Annotated in this window: 18 protein-coding genes; 4 read left to right on the top strand and 14 right to left on the bottom strand. The window is 46.5% G+C overall.

Features of this window, described 5'->3' with window-relative positions:
• Nucleotides 1-6 precede the first annotated feature (6 nt).
• Nucleotides 7-1,269: a hypothetical protein gene (locus O8C65_01330; GenBank protein ID MCZ7355550.1), complete on the bottom strand. Its 1,263-nt coding sequence runs from the start codon at nt 1,267-1,269 to the stop codon at nt 7-9.
• A 260-nt stretch (nt 1,270-1,529) separates the two neighbouring features.
• On the opposite strand from O8C65_01330, the gene O8C65_01325 reads away from it, so the two are divergent.
• Nucleotides 1,530-1,880: a metalloregulator ArsR/SmtB family transcription factor gene (locus O8C65_01325; GenBank protein ID MCZ7355549.1), complete on the top strand. Its 351-nt coding sequence runs from the start codon at nt 1,530-1,532 to the stop codon at nt 1,878-1,880.
• A gap of 75 nt (nt 1,881-1,955) precedes the next feature.
• On the opposite strand, the gene O8C65_01320 is transcribed toward O8C65_01325, so the two are convergent.
• The 5 genes from O8C65_01320 to radC form a co-directional block, all read right to left on the bottom strand.
• Nucleotides 1,956-2,237: a hypothetical protein gene (locus O8C65_01320; protein MCZ7355548.1), complete on the bottom strand. Its 282-nt coding sequence runs from the start codon at nt 2,235-2,237 to the stop codon at nt 1,956-1,958.
• Between the two features lie 143 nt (nt 2,238-2,380).
• Nucleotides 2,381-2,854, bottom strand: a complete 474-nt coding sequence (gene mobB, locus O8C65_01315) for a molybdopterin-guanine dinucleotide biosynthesis protein B (GenBank protein MCZ7355547.1) — start codon at nt 2,852-2,854, stop codon at nt 2,381-2,383.
• On the bottom strand, nt 2,851-3,597 hold the full coding sequence (fdhD, locus tag O8C65_01310) for a formate dehydrogenase accessory sulfurtransferase FdhD (GenBank protein ID MCZ7355546.1): 747 nt from the start codon (nt 3,595-3,597) through the stop codon (nt 2,851-2,853). The genes mobB and fdhD overlap by 4 nt, the downstream gene beginning before the upstream one ends.
• A 1-nt stretch (nt 3,598) precedes the next feature.
• Nucleotides 3,599-4,210: a molybdenum cofactor guanylyltransferase gene (locus tag O8C65_01305; protein MCZ7355545.1), complete on the bottom strand. Its 612-nt coding sequence runs from the start codon at nt 4,208-4,210 to the stop codon at nt 3,599-3,601.
• A 2-nt stretch (nt 4,211-4,212) separates the two neighbouring features.
• Entirely contained in the window at nt 4,213-4,899 is a 687-nt protein-coding gene (radC, locus tag O8C65_01300; protein MCZ7355544.1) for a DNA repair protein RadC, read from the bottom strand.
• 114 nt (nt 4,900-5,013) lie between these two features.
• On the opposite strand from radC, the gene O8C65_01295 reads away from it, so the two are divergent.
• Nucleotides 5,014-5,172 (top strand): hypothetical protein, encoded by a 159-nt coding sequence (locus O8C65_01295; protein ID MCZ7355543.1) that lies wholly within the window; start codon nt 5,014-5,016, stop codon nt 5,170-5,172.
• Nucleotides 5,173-5,366: 194 nt separating this feature from the next.
• On the opposite strand, the gene O8C65_01290 is transcribed toward O8C65_01295, so the two are convergent.
• Together O8C65_01290 and O8C65_01285 are read right to left on the bottom strand one after the other, a co-directional pair.
• Complete coding sequence (locus O8C65_01290; GenBank protein ID MCZ7355542.1) at nt 5,367-5,657, bottom strand: non-histone chromosomal MC1 family protein; 291 nt, start codon at nt 5,655-5,657, stop codon at nt 5,367-5,369.
• Between the two features lie 226 nt (nt 5,658-5,883).
• Nucleotides 5,884-6,303 (bottom strand): rhodanese-like domain-containing protein, encoded by a 420-nt coding sequence (locus O8C65_01285; GenBank protein ID MCZ7355541.1) that lies wholly within the window; start codon nt 6,301-6,303, stop codon nt 5,884-5,886.
• Nucleotides 6,304-6,427: 124 nt separating this feature from the next.
• On the opposite strand from O8C65_01285, the gene O8C65_01280 reads away from it, so the two are divergent.
• Nucleotides 6,428-7,273 carry a sulfide/dihydroorotate dehydrogenase-like FAD/NAD-binding protein gene (locus O8C65_01280; GenBank protein MCZ7355540.1) on the top strand — a complete coding sequence of 282 codons (846 nt, stop codon included), beginning with the start codon at nt 6,428-6,430 and terminating at the stop codon, nt 7,271-7,273.
• Nucleotides 7,267-8,640, top strand: coding sequence for an NADPH-dependent glutamate synthase (gene gltA, locus O8C65_01275; protein ID MCZ7355539.1), 1,374 nt, complete (start codon nt 7,267-7,269; stop codon nt 8,638-8,640). The genes O8C65_01280 and gltA overlap by 7 nt, the downstream gene beginning before the upstream one ends.
• A 1-nt stretch (nt 8,641) precedes the next feature.
• On the opposite strand, the gene dnaJ is transcribed toward gltA, so the two are convergent.
• The 6 genes from dnaJ to O8C65_01245 all read right to left on the bottom strand — a co-directional run bounded on the left by dnaJ (nt 8,642) and on the right by O8C65_01245 (nt 17,178).
• Nucleotides 8,642-9,778, bottom strand: a complete 1,137-nt coding sequence (gene dnaJ, locus O8C65_01270; protein ID MCZ7355538.1) for a molecular chaperone DnaJ — start codon at nt 9,776-9,778, stop codon at nt 8,642-8,644.
• A 92-nt stretch (nt 9,779-9,870) separates the two neighbouring features.
• Nucleotides 9,871-11,721, bottom strand: a complete 1,851-nt coding sequence (gene dnaK / locus O8C65_01265) for a molecular chaperone DnaK (GenBank protein MCZ7355537.1) — start codon at nt 11,719-11,721, stop codon at nt 9,871-9,873.
• Nucleotides 11,722-12,300 (bottom strand): nucleotide exchange factor GrpE, encoded by a 579-nt coding sequence (grpE, locus tag O8C65_01260; protein ID MCZ7355536.1) that lies wholly within the window; start codon nt 12,298-12,300, stop codon nt 11,722-11,724. It lies immediately after the preceding gene.
• Between the two features lie 138 nt (nt 12,301-12,438).
• Entirely contained in the window at nt 12,439-14,082 is a 1,644-nt protein-coding gene (gene thsA, locus O8C65_01255; protein MCZ7355535.1) for a thermosome subunit alpha, read from the bottom strand.
• A 230-nt stretch (nt 14,083-14,312) separates the two neighbouring features.
• Nucleotides 14,313-15,659: an MBL fold metallo-hydrolase gene (locus O8C65_01250; protein MCZ7355534.1), complete on the bottom strand. Its 1,347-nt coding sequence runs from the start codon at nt 15,657-15,659 to the stop codon at nt 14,313-14,315.
• Between the two features lie 142 nt (nt 15,660-15,801).
• On the bottom strand, nt 15,802-17,178 hold the full coding sequence (locus tag O8C65_01245) for a (Fe-S)-binding protein (protein ID MCZ7355533.1): 1,377 nt from the start codon (nt 17,176-17,178) through the stop codon (nt 15,802-15,804).
• Between the last annotated feature and the right edge of the window lie 40 nt (nt 17,179-17,218).

The following is a 17,218-nucleotide window of genomic DNA, read 5'->3' as shown; positions in this document are numbered from 1 at the left end:
TCGGTTTTACCTGCGCTGCCAACACCAGAACACGAGCAGCATGACTATAGCAGAGAGAACAGAGGGGAAGGGAGTTGATTTGTTTGGAGTGGTATAATTTTGAAAAGTTTCAGGAGTCTGTGTTGATGTTGTGATTATTGGAACTTCAGGTGTTGCCAAAGTAGTCTGAATTGCAGGTGTTATAGATTGTGAAGCTTTTTCTCCAATGAAATATACTTTCAGATCTTTTGACCCCGCTGCCGCATAGGAGCCATCTGGAGATAACGAGACGCTAAGAACATCTTTATCCGTCCTGTAACTCCACAAAAGTGTCCCTCCATTATCGAAGATATAAATATCTCTTCCCGACGCTGCTATTATTCGCGAACTATCCGATGAAACCATTACATCAGTAGTTGAATAATTTGTATTGTAACTCCACAAAAGCGTTCCGCTTCTGTTAAAAAGGTGAATGTTATCTCCCGATAGAGCAGCTACGTACGAGCCATTTGAAGAGACTGAAATTGCATTAATTCCAAGCATATCTTTTTTCGACATTTTTCCGAGATTGATATCGTAGAAATATATATTGTTTCCAGACACAGCTGACAGAAATGAACCGTCTGAGGAAATTGAAACAATTCGAACTTCAGAATCGGTCTGGAAACTCCGAAAAGGATAAAAAAAATCTTCACTCCTGTTAAAGATGCCTATCTCATCCTCTTCTAACCCCGTGGAATACACTATTCTATCTGTCGAATACCCTGCTGCTATGTATGAACCGTTGGAAGAGATTGATAGGGTATTAATGCTACCAGGTATATTGAAACCAATTCTAAGCGGTCCAGCTTGTTTAGAGATAAAAATGTATCTTCCTCCTTCGGCAATTTGGGTAATGGATGCTGCGACGACATACGAACAATCCGGGGATATTGCTAAATTGTGTACATCGTGACCGGGGGAAAAAAAGTTTAACTGATTTCCATTCTTGTTGAAAAGATAAACTTCTCCTTCAGATCTCAGTGCAATATATTCGCCATTTGAACAGACTTTCATTTCTTTCAACCCATCCTTTGGATAGATGTTCCACAAAGGTTTTCCTTCTCTGTCGAACGAATAAATCTTACCTGGAGAACTTGCAGCTATAAATGAGCCATTTGAAGAGACTGAAACGGCAAAAACATAACCTTCAGTTTTGTAACTCCCCAGAAGTTCATAGCCCGATTCTTGTGCCTGAACATTATCTACGAGTGCGATTAAAAGTAACACATAAAAAATGATTTTCAACATATACTACCACCATGAAAATAGACATTTATATTATAAGAAGCTTGCTCCTTAGAGGTAAACTGCTCTATTTCTGCAGAACGAATTTAAACATAAACCTATCGTTTGTGATAAACAAAGGTTTTGATAGTTGACCGAAGATTATGTAAATCCTCAGTCTATCCTGAATAAATATTATGCAAATATTTATTAAATTTCGAACTATAAGTATGTTACTTGGATATCAAGAAAAATTGATATGATGTCAAACCATACAACATTCTATGAAATGCTGCCCGAAAGATAAGGATATCAAGAAAGAATGGATGGATAAGCTTGAAAACGAATCAAACAGTATATCAAAAGGCAGAGCGAGGGAGATCTGCCGTTTTTCTTATGTTTTCAGTCATCCTTTAAGGCTTAAGATCGCTATGTTATTAAACAAAGGAGATCTATGCGTGTGTGAGATTGTATCAATTCTAAGAGAGAAACAGAATCTGATATCTCATCACCTTTCTATTATGAAGAAGCATCGTGTTATTACCTCTTACAATCAATCCAAATACAAATATTATGTGATAGAGAAGGAAGCGGCAGACTTTTTAAGTGCTTTACTGAAGAATGAGATGGTGTAAATCCGCAGAGGAATTTAACAAATCAAAAAGTACTGAATTCCATTTTCATGATAGAGTTATATTTTATTGCAGGACTTACATCATATAATTCTCTTTCTTCATTTTCGATAGGATAATCCGGACAAAGATCTTTTCGACCAGTTCTTTATCAACCGATCTGTTATTATCGCTGTATTTCAAGGTGAGATATTTTGCGTAGTCTGCAATGTCACCCTCTGTAGAAAGGATTTTCTTCTTGAGGACAGCACTTATATCCGCCTCTACATCGCCGCTCAGGGGTATCTCCGCCACTTTAGATAGATCATCCCCGGTTAATTTTTTACACAGCTCATCGAGATTTAGAGAATTCCATGCCATTTATCATGCCCTCATTCCGTTTTTCGACCCATGAAATATCAACTCTCACGAGTTCTATAAATCTTATACTATATAAACATGATTATTACTAAATCCACGCCCTTTCGGTTATCTGCATCTTCTTTGTATCGTGCTCTCTCAGATCACAGCCTGAATAAAAACCTCATGACTTTACCCGATATAGCCTCCATGTCATTGAGTCCCAATCCCTCCATACCCACAACCGCCAGCACCTCACTTTCCCTTTTGAAAATCTCGATATCCCCAATGTCGTCAGCAACTATTATACGTGGCTTATCGGAATGTGTGAACCCATCGGCAAGCACGATATCGCTATCCGTGAAATATTTGTCGCAGATCTCATCAATTTTCATTTCACCTTCGACAGCCTTGATCAAAGCGAACTTCACGGGTGATGCGATAGCCACCGTATCCGCTCCGGCTTTTGCGTATTTCCATGTATCCTTGCCTTCCACATCCATTTCAAAATCGCCGTGCTTATGGTATTTTAATGCGCCCACCCTGAGGCCGTGGTTTTTCAGCTCCTTTATCAATCCTGTCATCAACATTGACTTTGCGCTTTTACTTTTTCCCACGATGCAGATAACAGGTGTCACAGACCAAGCCTCCCCGGATGGGTGAACACGGACATTTTTTCATCTGAAACGAAGCATACTAGACAGACTCCTGCTTTCTCAGCGGCCTCCACGCCCGTATTAAGGGGCGCAGTCTTGGTTGCCACAAGAGGAATGCCTGCCCGGGCAGCTTTTTGAACCATGCCCGCGGACTGCCGCCCCGTGGAGAGCAGGAAATGTTCACCCAGCCTGACACCGTTTAGTATTGCCCGCCCCACCACCTTGTCAAAAGCATTGTGCCTGCCGACATCAATGGCCTTGACAACGCATTCCCCATCGTTATTTACAAGGCATGCGGCATGGGTTCCGCGCGTCTTCCTGTATATATCGGAATCCAGAAATCCAAGGCTTTTTCTAATTGCATCTGGGCTGAATATAGTATCGGAGCTCACAGAGATTACCTCGTTCTCATCCCAGCGAACGCCCACGCATCCCGAGGAGCGCAGCTCGCGCCAGAGCTCAAGATGCTCCGTGTATTCCATCCGGGTATGCACGGTTTTTCCCTCAATACGAAGGTCTTTGATCTCGTCCCGGGATTTCACTATCCCCTCGCAGATAAGATAACCGAGAGCAAGCTCTTCCAGCATCTCAGGCGTGGCCAGTATCGAAGCTACCCGGATATTATTTACAAATAATTCAATGGTATCTTCCACGGCTACTGAATATATTCTATCACGGGATACATCACCGTTCAATTCCCTGGCCTTGTAATTTCCTGTGTACATATTAAAATGATCTCTTTTTTATAACCTCTTGTATATCTTCCTGGGTATTCACATTCATAAATGTTCTTAAATCAGGGTCGATTTTTTTGATATCATCCGTAGAAACATAATTTACATTCAGTTTGAATACTGGGGAAAGTATCACAGTTTCACCTTTTTCTATCGCTTCTCTTGTCTCACGTATCATTGGCCTGCATCTGTAAACAGCATGCAACGGTTCAAGAAAGCCATCATCCCATCGAGGAATTGCTGCATCGAAATATTCACTTTCCCTGAAAAGTAACTCTACGGCCTTCTCACTAATAAAAGGCATATCGCAAGCTGCGATAAAACAATACTCATCCTCGCAAGCCAAAAGTCCGGAAAGCATCCCTGCAAGAGGACCTATGTTCTCATAAGCATCGTATGTGAGCTTGCAGCCAGCAAGCACGGATTTCAAACGTTCCCCCTGGGCTTCATCACGTGCGGAAATAATAATGTTGTCCGCGACTTTTTCAAGGCTCTCTATGACAAAAGATATAATCGGCCTGCCATTGATATCTATAAGGGCTTTTTCCCGATAACCCAGGCGGCTTCCAAAACCCCCGGCAAGTATGAGCGCGGAATAAGACATGATTAAATATGTCCCGCCTCCTTCATGCTGAAATGGCGTCCGTCGCCTATTATAACATGGTCAAGCACATCTATCCCTATTATCTTTCCCGTCTCCACAAGTTTCTTCGTGATCTCGATATCCTCCCTGCTCGGCGTGGGATCGCCCGATGGATGGTTATGAGCCACGATGATGTGCGCCGCGGATTCAGCCAGGGCAGTCTTGAATACTTCTCTTGGATGGACGATGTTGGCGTTCAATGAACCGATGGATATGGTTTCCTCTTTGATTATCTGGTTCTTGGTATCAAGGCATAACTCGATAAAACTTTCTTTTTTCTGCTCCCTCATTTTCGGGTAGATCCGCCTGTATACGTCCTCAGGTGAGTTGATCTTTGGTTTTGCGTCTTCACTGAAGGATTCCAACCTGCGTGCGATCTCAAAACATGCTGCGATCTGCGCCGCTTTACTTTCTTTGATGCCGTGTATGTCCATTAATTGTGAATGGTTAGTCTGCGAAAGCTGTTTCAGGCTGTACTGTGACAGTATCCTCTGGGACAGGTTTATAACGTTTTCATTTTGTGAACCTGTTCTCAGTATTATTGCCAGAAGTTCAGAATCGCTTAATACCGAAGGGCCGCTCTTTAAAAGCCTCTCCCTTGGTCTTTCTTCTTTTCTCATGTCCTGGATTCTTATTTTATATTCCTGCATAAATCCCCGCAATAGGTTCCTGCAATTATTTCCATAGGCTTAAAATGTTCCTAAAAATTGGAACGAACGGTACAACTATTATGAATCATAGCCAATATATTGTGAGGTATCTTTATGAAAGAGATGGATATTGTTCTGAAAGTTGACGGTGAGAATATCGAGATGAATGATTTTGTAGAGAAAATCCTATCTGGCACCATCGCTGGCGCGGTAGGAACTCTCAGAGATATAAATGAGGACTGGAAGACCATTAACATAACCATAAAAAGATAGATGGCTTGGAATGGGGCAGAACCTATTCACGATTTATCTATAACAGAACGCAGTCCCCGGGTTCGAATGTCCTACACAGGAAATTGCCATGATTTGCGTTGATCAAAAATCCCCAAATGGGTCACAGGCGCAACGGATGAAAATGCTTACGGGATAGGCGAATATACTAAAAAAATTAAAAAAGAAAAAGTAGTTTAAAGCTTATCAAGCTTTTCTGTCCCTACCTTTTTGACGAACGGCTTATTGATCTTATCCGGCATCCATGAGGGTTTATTCTTTGGGGCAGCGATGATCTGTTTCCACGCCTTGAATACATGGATTTTCTTTGTACCTCTTTCTCTCAATCTGATCTCGACGGGTTTATCTTTTGATCCGCCCATGCGGTTCGCTGCTTTAAGGGCTGCCTGGCGCGGTTGCCGGCCTGTAAATACACCTTCTTCTGTACCATTCTTGTTCCTTAAAATAAAATTCTTGATTTCTGACATTGATTTCAATCTCTCCTTGCACCCTTTAGATGCTACAGGCTCTAAAATACACATATACAGTAATAAAACTTATTTTATTGTGGCGCAGAAATAAATTTAAAGCAAAAAAATTCCGAAATGGCTTGATCAGAATACACAAGAAGATTTAACCTGACATTGAGCCCCACAATTCAAAATCGCTATTAAACCAATAGATGCATTAAAAATCGTTATTTTGTGATATTAGTTATTTTATTACTTCATATCCTGCCCCGGTCCAATCGGTGATGCCTCCTTTCATGCTGTACACTTCGGTAAATCCATTATTTACCAGCACTTCACTTGCCTGGGCGCTTCGGATGCCAGTCCTGCAATATACAAGTATTTTCCTGTCCCTTGGTATCTTTGTGAGCTCTTTATCAAGCTCTTCCTTTACTTTAATATCCTGAACGGGTATCCGGACTGACCCATTGATATGCCCGGCATCATATTCTTCCTGCGTCCTCACATCAAGAATAAAAACTCCACCGCCATCTATCATAGCTTTAGCCTGCTGCACACTGATCTCAGCATACTGGGTTTTTTCCGGCGCCTCTGTGCCGCTGATGCATCCTGATATGACTGAAAGCAATACGATGCCCACAAGCATAAAATTGATATATTTCATTCTTCACGCGGAATTCTGTAAACGTTCAAACTGTTTAATGTCATTAAAGATAAACGTTTTCATGAGTTTTGATAAGAGCCAAACCAATAGCTTTTTCATGTTAAACTCCACTTAAACCATTCGCATGTCATTTGAGATCCTTGAAAAAAAAGAGCTTGTCCCAACAATTTATTTGATGGAGATAAACGCGCCGCGCATTGCCAGGAAAGCCCAGCCCGGGCAATTCGTGATGCTAAGGATAGACGATAGCGGGGAAAGGATACCCCTGACCATTGCTGATTTTGACAGGGAAAAAGGCACGATTACCGTGATCTTCCAGGCAGTGGGCAAGACCACCATGCACCTCGCATCCCTGGAAGCAGGAAATGAACTCCTGGATTTCATTGGGCCGCTTGGAAACCCGGCGCATATTGAAAATGTGGGAACCGTTGTATTGGTTGGCGGCGGGGTCGGAGTAGCCCCGGTTTTCCCGCAGGCGCGGGCCTTCAAGGAGGCGGGAAACAGGGTCATTTCGATCATAGGCGCACGGAACATCAGTCTTCTATTATGGGAAGACAGGATGCGCGAGGTGAGCGATCAATTGTACATCACCACGGACGACGGGACAAAAGGCCATCACGGCTTTGTTACCGATATCGTCAAAAAGCTCATCGATAACGGCACAAAGGTGGACAGGGTCGTTGCCATCGGACCGCCGGTGATGATGCGTGCAGTTGCCGGCGTGACCCGGCCATTCAATGTTAAAACCATAGTTAGTCTGAACTCCATAATGGTAGACGGGACTGGCATGTGCGGGGCGTGCAGGGTGCTTGTGGCGAACGAGACCAAGTTCGCATGCGTTGATGGTCCCGAATTCGATGCACATCTTGTGGATTTCACACTCCTGATGAACAGGCTTGCCATGTACCAGCCGGAAGAAAAATTGGCACTTGAAAAGTATAAATGCGAAAGGGAAGGATGTAAATGCTAGAGCGCCAGAAAATGCCGGAGCAGGACCCCAAAATCCGCGCTACAAATTTTGACGAAGTGGCCCTGGGTTTTACCGGGGAGCAGGCGGTCGAAGAAGCAAAACGCTGTCTCCAGTGCAAAAAACCCACATGCATGAAAGGCTGTCCCGTAGAGGTAAAGATACCCGATTTCCTGAAATATGTTGCAGAGGGTGATTTTGACAGCGCGATAAGGGAAATAAAAGAAGATAATGCACTTCCCGCCATCTGCGGGCGCGTCTGTCCGCAGGAAACACAGTGCGAACAGACATGCATACTGTGCAAGAAAGGAGCCTCTGTCTCAATAGGCAGGCTTGAGCGCTTCGTATCGGATTATGAGCGGAAAAAGGGTGTGGCGGTTACGCTGACAGCGGAGCCCACAGGAAAGAAAATCGCCATCGTAGGCTCAGGCCCTGCGGGGCTCACTGCCGCCGCCGACCTTGCGAGAATGGGCCATTTGGTTACGATCTTTGAGGCGCTCCATGAACCCGGTGGAGTTCTTACCTACGGAATCCCGGAATTCCGGCTTCCCAAAGATATAGTCAGTTCAGAAGTACAATTCGTTCGCAAACTGGGCGTGACAATTCTTCTTGATTCCGTTATCGGAAAGATAGCGACCGTGGATGAGCTGCTTTCCGAATTCGATGCCGTGTTTCTTGGAACGGGGGCAGGGCTCCCTGTTTTCCTTAACGTCGACGGAGAGAACCTGAATGGTGTTTATTCGGCAAATGAATTCCTCACCCGCGTGAATCTAATGAAATCCTACAGGTTTCCCGATTATGATACGCCGATCAAGAAAGGAAAACGCGTTGTTGTGGTCGGCGGGGGCAATGTGGCCATGGACTCCGCAAGATGCGCCCTGCGCCTTGGGGCGGAGGAGGTTACTATTGTTTACAGGCGCAGCGAGGAAGAGATGCCTGCACGAGCAGAGGAGATAGAACATGCAAAGGAAGAAGGCATCAAGTTCAGGCTCCTTACGAACCCGGTAAGGCTCATAGGTGACGGGAAGAACTGGGTCACCCATGTGGAATGCATTAACATGTATCTGTGCGAACCAGACGAATCGGGAAGGTGCAAACCCATGCCTCTCGGTGGGACGGAGCATAAGATAGAGGCCGACGTGGTGATAATCGCTGTAGGAACATCACCCAATCCGCTTGTGCCGAGAACTACAGCGGGGCTTGAAATAACAAAACACGGCACGATCATCGCAAAAGAGAATGGCGCTACCACAAAACAGGGCGTTTACGCAGGCGGGGACGCGATCACAGGCTCAGCGACCGTGATAAGCGCAATGGGCGCAGGCAAGAAGGCAGCACGGGCGATAGACGAATACGTCAGGTCGAAATAACTTATCCGAAAATCCCTTTCTTGCGGATTTTTTCTCCACTTATCTCCGCGAATTCTCGCAGCAGTTGTTTTTGCCTATCAGTTAAATTTGTCGGGACATCGACCCTGATTTTTACCATTTCATCGCCTTTTCCCGACATGTGAAGGCTCGGGAAACCTTTACCTTTGAGGCGGAAAATATGACCGTTCTGCGTACCCGATGGGATTTTCATCGTTGCCTTTCCATCAAGCGTTGGTACGATGATCTCATCCCCCAGGGCTGCCTGTGCGAAGCTGATGGTGGTTTCCATCAGAATATCGTTTTCATGTCGCGTAAAAATATTGTGAGGCCTGACGTTTATTTCCACATACAGGTCGCCTGGCGGGCCGCCCTTCTCACCTGCTTCTCCCTCGCCTGGCACCCTCAGCCTTGAACCGGTATCAACACCCGGCGGGATCTTCACTTCCAGCTTTCGCCTTCTCTGAACAGTGCCAGAGCCGTGGCAGGCAGGGCAGGGTGCATCGATTATCGTTCCGGACCCGCGGCATGTCCCGCATGTGGAAGTTGTCATGAACCTGCCAAAGGGCGTGTTCTGCGTCCTGCTCACCTGGCCCGTCCCCCGGCATGCCGGACATGTCTTTGGCGATGTTCCGGGTTTGGCCCCGCTCCCGTTGCATGTATCGCATCTCTCTGTTCTTGGGACTTCTATGTCGATCGTTTTCCCGGATGCAGCATCTTCAAAATTGATGGATAATTCATAGAGTAAATCCGATCCCCGGCGCGGCCCTTCTCGCCTTCCTTCCCCTCCGAAGAATATATCGAATATGCTCTCTCCCCTGCCAAATCCTCCAGACCCACGCGCCCCGAAACCCCTGAGAATATCCTCTATGTCCGGCGCTGCGCCCCTGAAGATGTCTTCCTGTGAGTACCTCATGTCTATGCCAGCATGCCCGAACTGGTCATATTGCTGGCGCTTTGTCTGGTCTTCCAGTACGCCATAAGCTTCCGATATTTCCTTGAATTTCTCCTCTGCGTCAGATGCTTTGTTCCTGTCAGGATGGTACTGCATCGCAAGTTTACGATATGCTGCCTTGATATCATCCTTTGCGGCCTTTTTATCCACGCCAAGAATTTCGTAATAGTCGCGTTTAGTAGCCATAAGCAGCCGTCATAAATGACCCGACATAAATTAAGTATAGCGGTATCCAGAAAAAATAAAAGTGGGGTTAATACCCCTAATATGGAGCAATGTTATTTCTTGTCTTCATCTACAACCTTATATTCGGCATCCGTCACCTTTTCATCTTTCTTCTCTTCTTTTGGTTCTTCTTGCTGTCCTGGTTGCTGCGTTTGCTGCTGGGCTTTCTGATACAGTATTTCACTTATCGCGTGCATTTCCTTGGTCAGGTCTTCTATGGCAGACTTAATCCTTGAAACGTCTTCACTCTTCAGCGCTTCCCTTGCATTCTCAATAGCCTTTTCAACCTTCTGTTTCTGGTCGCCTGAAACCTTGTCGCCAAGCTCTTTAAGAGTCTTCTCTGTGGAATATATCAGCGTATCAGCCTGATTTGTTACCTCGACTTTCTCTTTCCGCTTCCTGTCTTCTTCCGCGTATTTCTCGGCATCCTTTATCTTCCGGTCTATCTCATCCGAGGCCATCTTGAGCGGTGCAGTAATGGTCATCTTCTGCTCTTTGCCAGTTCCCAGGTCTTTTGCAGTCACATGGAGTATCCCGTTCGCATCGATATCAAAAGTAACCTCGATCTGCGGAATGCCTCGTGGCGCAGGTGGTAAACCTACAAGGTTGAACCTGCCCAGAGTGACGTTATCGTACGCCATCGCCCTTTCCCCCTGAAGCGTGTGTATCTCCACTGTTGTCTGGCTATCGGCAGCAGTTGAAAATATCTGGCTTTTTCGCGTGGGAATGGTGGTGTTCCTGTCAATGAGCTTTGTCATCACATGGCCCAGGGTCTCTATGCCCAATGTAAGCGGTGTGACGTCAAGCAGCAGGATATCTTTCACTTCGCCTGAAAGCACGCCCGCCTGTATGGCTGCGCCCATTGCAACGCATTCCATAGGGTCAACACCCCCCTCCACTATCTTCCCGACATAGTCCTCTACGAACTTCTGGACAATAGGCATCCGGGTGGGGCCTCCAACAAGAATGACTCTCTTAATGTCGGCTTTAGTTAATTTTGCATCAGATAACGCCTGTTCCATAGGGGCGCGACATCTATCGATTATAGGTCTTATCACTTCCTCAAGCTTGGCCCTTGTCAGGGTCATTGTCAGATGTTTCGGGCCGCCTGCATCCGCGGTTATGAAAGGCTGGTTTATCTCTGTGGTGAGTGTTGTTGAAAGCTCTATCTTGGCTTTTTCCGCCGCATCCCTCAATCTCTGGTTAGCAACACGGTCTTTCCGCAGGTCAATGCCATGCTCTTTCTTGAACTCTTCGGCAATGTAATCCACGAGCCTGTTATCCATATCCGTACCGCCAAGCTGTGTATCTCCTGCTGTTGATTTGACTTCGAAGACCCCGCCTCCCAGTTCCATTAAGGTCACATCAAGCGTTCCACCTCCCAGGTCAAAGACAAGTATCTTCTGGTCGCCAGCCTTATCAAGACCGTAAGCAAGTGATGCTGCTGTAGGTTCATTGATGATCCTTACAACTTCAAGTCCGGCTATTTCCCCGGCATCCTTGGTGGCCTGCCTCTGGTTATCATTGAAGTAGGCCGGTACCGTGATTACCGCTTTTTCAACTTTGTCACCTAAAAATGCCTCAGCATCCTGCTTTATTTTTTGGAGAAGGAAAGCTGAAAGTTCCTGCGGCCTGTAATCTTTCCCGCGCAGACTGTACTTATAATCGGTACCCATTTTTCTCTTGAAAGCATAAGCAGTCCCTTCGGGATTTGTCACTGCCTGCCGGCGAGCCGGCTCCCCCACGAGTCTCTGCCCGTCTTTTGTGAATGCTACGTACGACGGGAAGGCCTTCCCACCGAGTGATATCCCTTCCGCGCTTGGTATTATTACAGGTCTGCTGCCCTGCATGACAGCAGCGGCTGAATTACTTGTACCCAGATCTATTCCTATTATCTTTGCCATTTAACTCACCTCACTAACTTCAGATTCTTTCTTCTTCGATACCCTTACTTTAGAATAACGAATGACCTTGTTATTCAGCATATAGCCCCGTGCAAACTCTTCGAGGACCATACCTTCCTCACATTCATCCGTGGGAGTCTGCATCATGGCTTCATGTTTATCGTGGTCGAATTTTTCCCCTATAGCTTTGATCGGGGAGAGACCATTTTTTTCAAGAATGTTTTTGAATTGCTTGTAAATCAGTTCCATACCTTCAATTAGTTTATCCCTATTTTTGGATTTCTTTGCATTCTCCAACCCCCGTTCAAGAGCTTCCATTACATCTATCAGCTCCAATATTAGCTTCTCGTTTGCATACTTTATGAACTCTTCCTTCTCTTTTTGAGTTCTTTTCCTTAAATTATCAAACTCAGCGTTAAGACGGAGGCATCTATCTTTTTCTTCTTCAAGCTGTTTTTTGGTTGTCTCTAATTCTTTTATGAGTTTTTCTTCCAGGGTCTCCGGGACTTCGATTTCTTCAATCTTGGCCTCTTTTTCCTCTTCTTGCGTTTCCTTCTCTTTCTTGCCTTCCTTATTCAATATCCACAACTCCATGGCAATTCGAAATCAAAAAAATAAATCGCCAGATATTATTAACATACAACCTCTCATTTACACCGATACCACAGGTCGAATTAATATGATGCCTCTTCTTATATTAATTATTCTTCTTGAAGATCAGTCTTCTTCAATACTCGGGGCCTGTATCCCATCGTAATAATCCGCAGTATGCTCGGGCTTGACATCCATCATGCCTGTTTCTTTTGCCATCAGGATATCATCAATGCGAAGTATCATGTTGGCTGCATCGGTGGCGGACTTTATTATCTGCGTCTTTACACGCAGAGGTTCGATGATCCCTAACTCAAGCATATCATCTGCTTGTCCGGTGAACACATTCAGGCCAGCAGTTCTCTTGCCTTCACTGTGCAAGTTCCTTAAATCCGCCAGGATGTTGATCGCATCAAGACCAGCGTTTTCTGCAATGCCCTTTGGTATTTCCTCCAGGGCATCCGCATACATTAAAACTGCAAGCTGCTCCCTGCTGGAAAGTGTGGTCGCATAGTCGCGAAGCTTCATCGCAAGCTCCATTTCTGGCGAGCCGCCCCCTGCAACGATCTTTCCGTCCTCTATCACATCGCCCACAACGCGCAGTGCGTCATCCAGCGCACGCTCAACTTCTTCAGCAACATGTTCGGCCCCGCTGAAAATAAGGATGGATACTGCTTTGGGATTCGCGCATCCTTCGACATGGACCATTCTGTAATTGCCAACGCCGCGTTCCTCTACTACATCTGCCCGGCCGAGGTCTTCCTCTTCGACCCCGTCAACCTTTGAGACCACGCGCGCTCCCGTTGCTTTCACGAGTTTCTTGATCTCCTCGTCCTTGCATCTTCGGACTGCGAAAATACCTTTCTTAATAAGGTAGTGCATGCCGATATCATCTATGCCTTTTTCTGTGAAAACTACATTGGCGCCACTTCTAGCAAGCATTTCGACTTTTTCCTCTACAAGCTTGCTCTCCTCCAGTCTTGCCTCAGATATCATCTCTGGCGAGGAAATCTGGATTTTTGATGTCGCTTTTGTTTTTTCAACCTCGATGCCCGTGTCAAGTATCGCGATCTTTGCATTCTCGACTCTCTTGGGCATGTTCTTGTGCGCCCTCGCCTTGTCGATCACAAGCCCGTGGATAAATTTGGTATCCTTTATGGTGCCGCCGCGCTGGCGTATGATATTAATGTTTTCCTTTACGTTGACCTTCCCGCTCTCTTTGATCGACTGGGCAACTTTCACGCATAACTGGACCAGCGGTTCCAGTGCGAGGTCTGCGCTTTTTCCTGTGAGCGCCGTTCTTGCTATATTTTCAAGTACCTCGTCCGTAGCGTCAATTGCCATTTCATCCAGGATCTCGAGCGCCTTGATTGAAGCAAGGCTGTAACCCCTCGTGATTGTTGTGGGATGGACATTCTGTTCGGTCAGTGTTCTTGCCTTGTTGAGGAGTTCTCCAGCAAGAACCACCGCGCTCGTCGTGCCATCGCCCGCTTTGTCTTCCTGTGTCCGTGCGATCTCTACCATCATTTTGGCCGCAGGGTGTTTTATGTCCATCTCCCGCAGGATGGTCGCCCCATCGTTGGTTATTACCATATCCCCCACAGGGTTTACAAGCATCTTGTCCATGCCTTTAGGGCCAAGTGTAGTCCTGACCGCATCCGATATCGCCTTTGCGGCTGTGATGTTGAACCCGAGAGCTTCTTTCCCCTGGGTCCGTGTTTTTTCCCTGTCCAATATAATAATAGGCTGGCCTGATAATTGTCCTGACATAATCGATTACCTCCGAACGTAAAGATGATTCTAAGTGTTTGTGGTTCTATAAATAATTTGCGTGAAATTCTTTGAGATTTTCACTGTAAATGAATTTTCACGATTATTAAACCGCAGATAAGCTCTCCGAGTCCCGCCTGGGGAGGCCCGTGATTCCGCCCATATCTGCGGCTTATCTGCACGCTATTCAGAACAACTAAGCATATCCTGCATCGATCAGTTACGTTGTTCTAGCGCTCTGTCGGATACCCTTTTTCCTTCCATGCTGTCATGCCCCCTATCAGATTATACACCTTCTCAATCCCCTGCCGCTTCAGAATGCTTGCGCCAAGCCCTGCCCTGTTTCCCGAACCGCAAACGGCGACCACGGGACGGCCCGGGGGAATCTCAGCAATCTTTTTTTCGAGCTCTCCGACATAGATATTCAATGCCCCCGGGATGTGCCCTTCTGCATATTCTTCGCTATCACGCACGTCCAGCACCAGCATATCTTCTTCATTCTCACGAAGCCCACTTGCGGTCAATACGCCGCTTCGCTCAAGCGGCATCCCGCGGCTGTACCAGCCCCAAATGCCTTCACAGAGATGACCCCTCAGTCTGTCAAAGCCTATCCTGGCAAGGTACAATCTGGCAAGTTCCACATCCTCTGGTCTCTCGGTCACGAGCAAAACATCCTTGTCATAATCAAGAATCCAGCCCGGGAACGTGGCCAGCCCATAGAGCCAGATGTTGTAAGAGCCCCTTACATGCCCGCCCGCAAAGGCAAGAGGGGAGCGCGTATCGATAACAGAACATTCAGGCATTGCCTCCACAAACATGGAAACGTCTACTGGCTTTATTTTCCGCAGCTCAAGAAGCTTCGGACCATACAGGTTCTGTTCGGCCATCAGTGCAAAATACGGCGGCAGCGGGATGATCTCATTCTTTTTTACTCCGATGAACTCATCCCGCCCCATCCTGAGCAGCGGATTAGAAGTCCGCTCACATCCTATCGTGCTTACCGGTACATCGGACATGCTCCCACCGCATGCTGAGCCCGAGCCATGCGCCGGATATATAATGACCCCATCTCCCAGGGTGAGGAACTTGCCATGCAGGGAGTCGAAAAGAAGAGATGCACATTCGGATGTTTTTTCCCTTCCGAGCAGATCTGTCCGCCCGACATTGCCGTAAAAGAGGGCGTCTCCTGTAAAGACAGCCCATGGTTCATTTTGTGAAAGATAGAGCACAAAACTCAAACTTTCGGGAGAATGGCCGGGTGTCTCAATAATGTTTAAATTCATGCCGCCGATATCGAACGTATCTCCACCTGTCACCGGCTCGCCGTACCCGAAATCAAGACGGTCGCTGTGAATTATCCGGCAACCTGTCTCTTTCTCAAGTTCCAGAGAGCCGATAAGATAATCTTCATTGCGGTGTGTTTCAAAAACAAATTTTATTTGGCAACAATTAGCTTCGGCAATTTTGATATACGGATCTATATCCCTCCTGGGGTCAATGATGAATGCCTCGCCGTTATCACCTGCAATATAGGAATAATGGGTAAGGCCATCAGAAATAATTCTCTCAAGGAACATTCCACTCACCTCATTGAAATATGATATTCACAGCTATTTAATTTTGCCGTGTAATTCCTGAGATGTGGAGGCCTGAGAAAATAATTAGAATTATCTAAGTGTTCAAAAGATGCATGAAAAAAGGTTAAAAGTAGGCAGATGCCTACTTCTTTGGAGCTTCCTTTGGCGCTTCCTTAGGGGCAGCCTTGGGTTCTTCCTTCTTCGGTTCCGCCGGCGGCTTGGGTGGTATGGTCTGCGTCCTGAACAGGTCGCTGATAGATTCTTTTGGTGCACCTGGAGCCGGAGGTTTGACATCCGTGCTCAGTCCCATAAGATTTGCCGTGAGAACCACAAGGTCGTCCACACTCATATCCATCTTGAGGTCATCCCGGCCGTCCAGCAGGTTGCGCCTGCAGAAGGGACATGTGCTGATCAACGCTTCCGCGCCTGTTGCCTTGGCATCGTTCATGCGGTCTTTGGCAACTGCCAGGGCAAGGTCGGGAATACCAGCTTTCACTCCTCCGCCTGCACCACAGCACCGCTGCTCATTGCGGTTCCTTTCCATCTCAACAACCTTGATGCCAGGCATGCTCTTTAAGACCTTTCGAGGCTCTTCAAATACACCCACATGTCTTCCCAGGTGGCATGGGTCATGATAGGTGACCGTCTTGTTCAGGCTCTTTTCCCATTTTATCTTCCCGGCATCAAGCTGCTCAGCAAGGAACTGGGACATGTGGATCGCCTCGAAGGGAAGCGCTTTCCCGTAAGCTTTGGGCCAGTCGATCTTCGCAGCCCTGAAGCATCCCGCACATGCGAATATTACTCTCTTTGCACCTCTTGCTTTAAGTGCCTCGACATTATGCAGGGCAGCCTGCTTCGGGACGTCGCCGAGATGTTGCTGTCCGGTTCTTATGAGCGCTGACGCGCAGCACCATTCATCCTCTCCAAGTACCATGAAAGGAACATTCAGCTTGTTCAAAATCCTTGCCGTGCTGACTCCAAGTACCTGCTGGTTGTACCCTGCGGTACAGCCAATGAAATATGCGATATCTGATTTTTCGGCTATCTTGATGTCAGGGGTCATCCAGGCAAGGCGGTCTTTTTGCTGTTTGAGGTAAGGGTTATGCCCTTCTCCAATTAGTTTTGGGAAAAGGCTCTGTTTACCGTAAGGCCCTGTTCCGAACTTTACAAGGTTCGCGCGGTTGGCTTCCCAGAGTTCTATTGTGTCAATGCCGGCGCAGCAAACTGTTCCACACATGCCGCATGTGGTACAGTTGTAAAGGTCATCCGTATATTTCTTGATTTCTTCTTGAGGGATCGCTTCTGGTCCGAAGAGCTTCGCCTTCCATCCGTAGCTCTTGGTGACAAATTCTCTCCATCGGAGGATCTTGTCTCTCGGCTCTATATTCTGGTCTTTATTCCTCGCGTTGTATGTAGGACAGTATTTGACACATTCACCGCATCTGGTGCAGGCATCATACTCCATCAGTTGCGTGGGTGTGAAATTTTCGAGTGTAATAGCGGGTTTATTTTTTGCCATATTTATCACCTATTTATCATATACTATAAATATTGTTCGT

It is taken from the genome of Candidatus Methanoperedens sp. (genome assembly GCA_027460535.1).
Lineage (GTDB): Archaea > Halobacteriota > Methanosarcinia > Methanosarcinales > Methanoperedenaceae > Methanoperedens.
The sequence above is the reverse complement of the archived record's forward strand: the minus strand, read 5'-3'. Positions and strand labels throughout refer to the sequence as shown.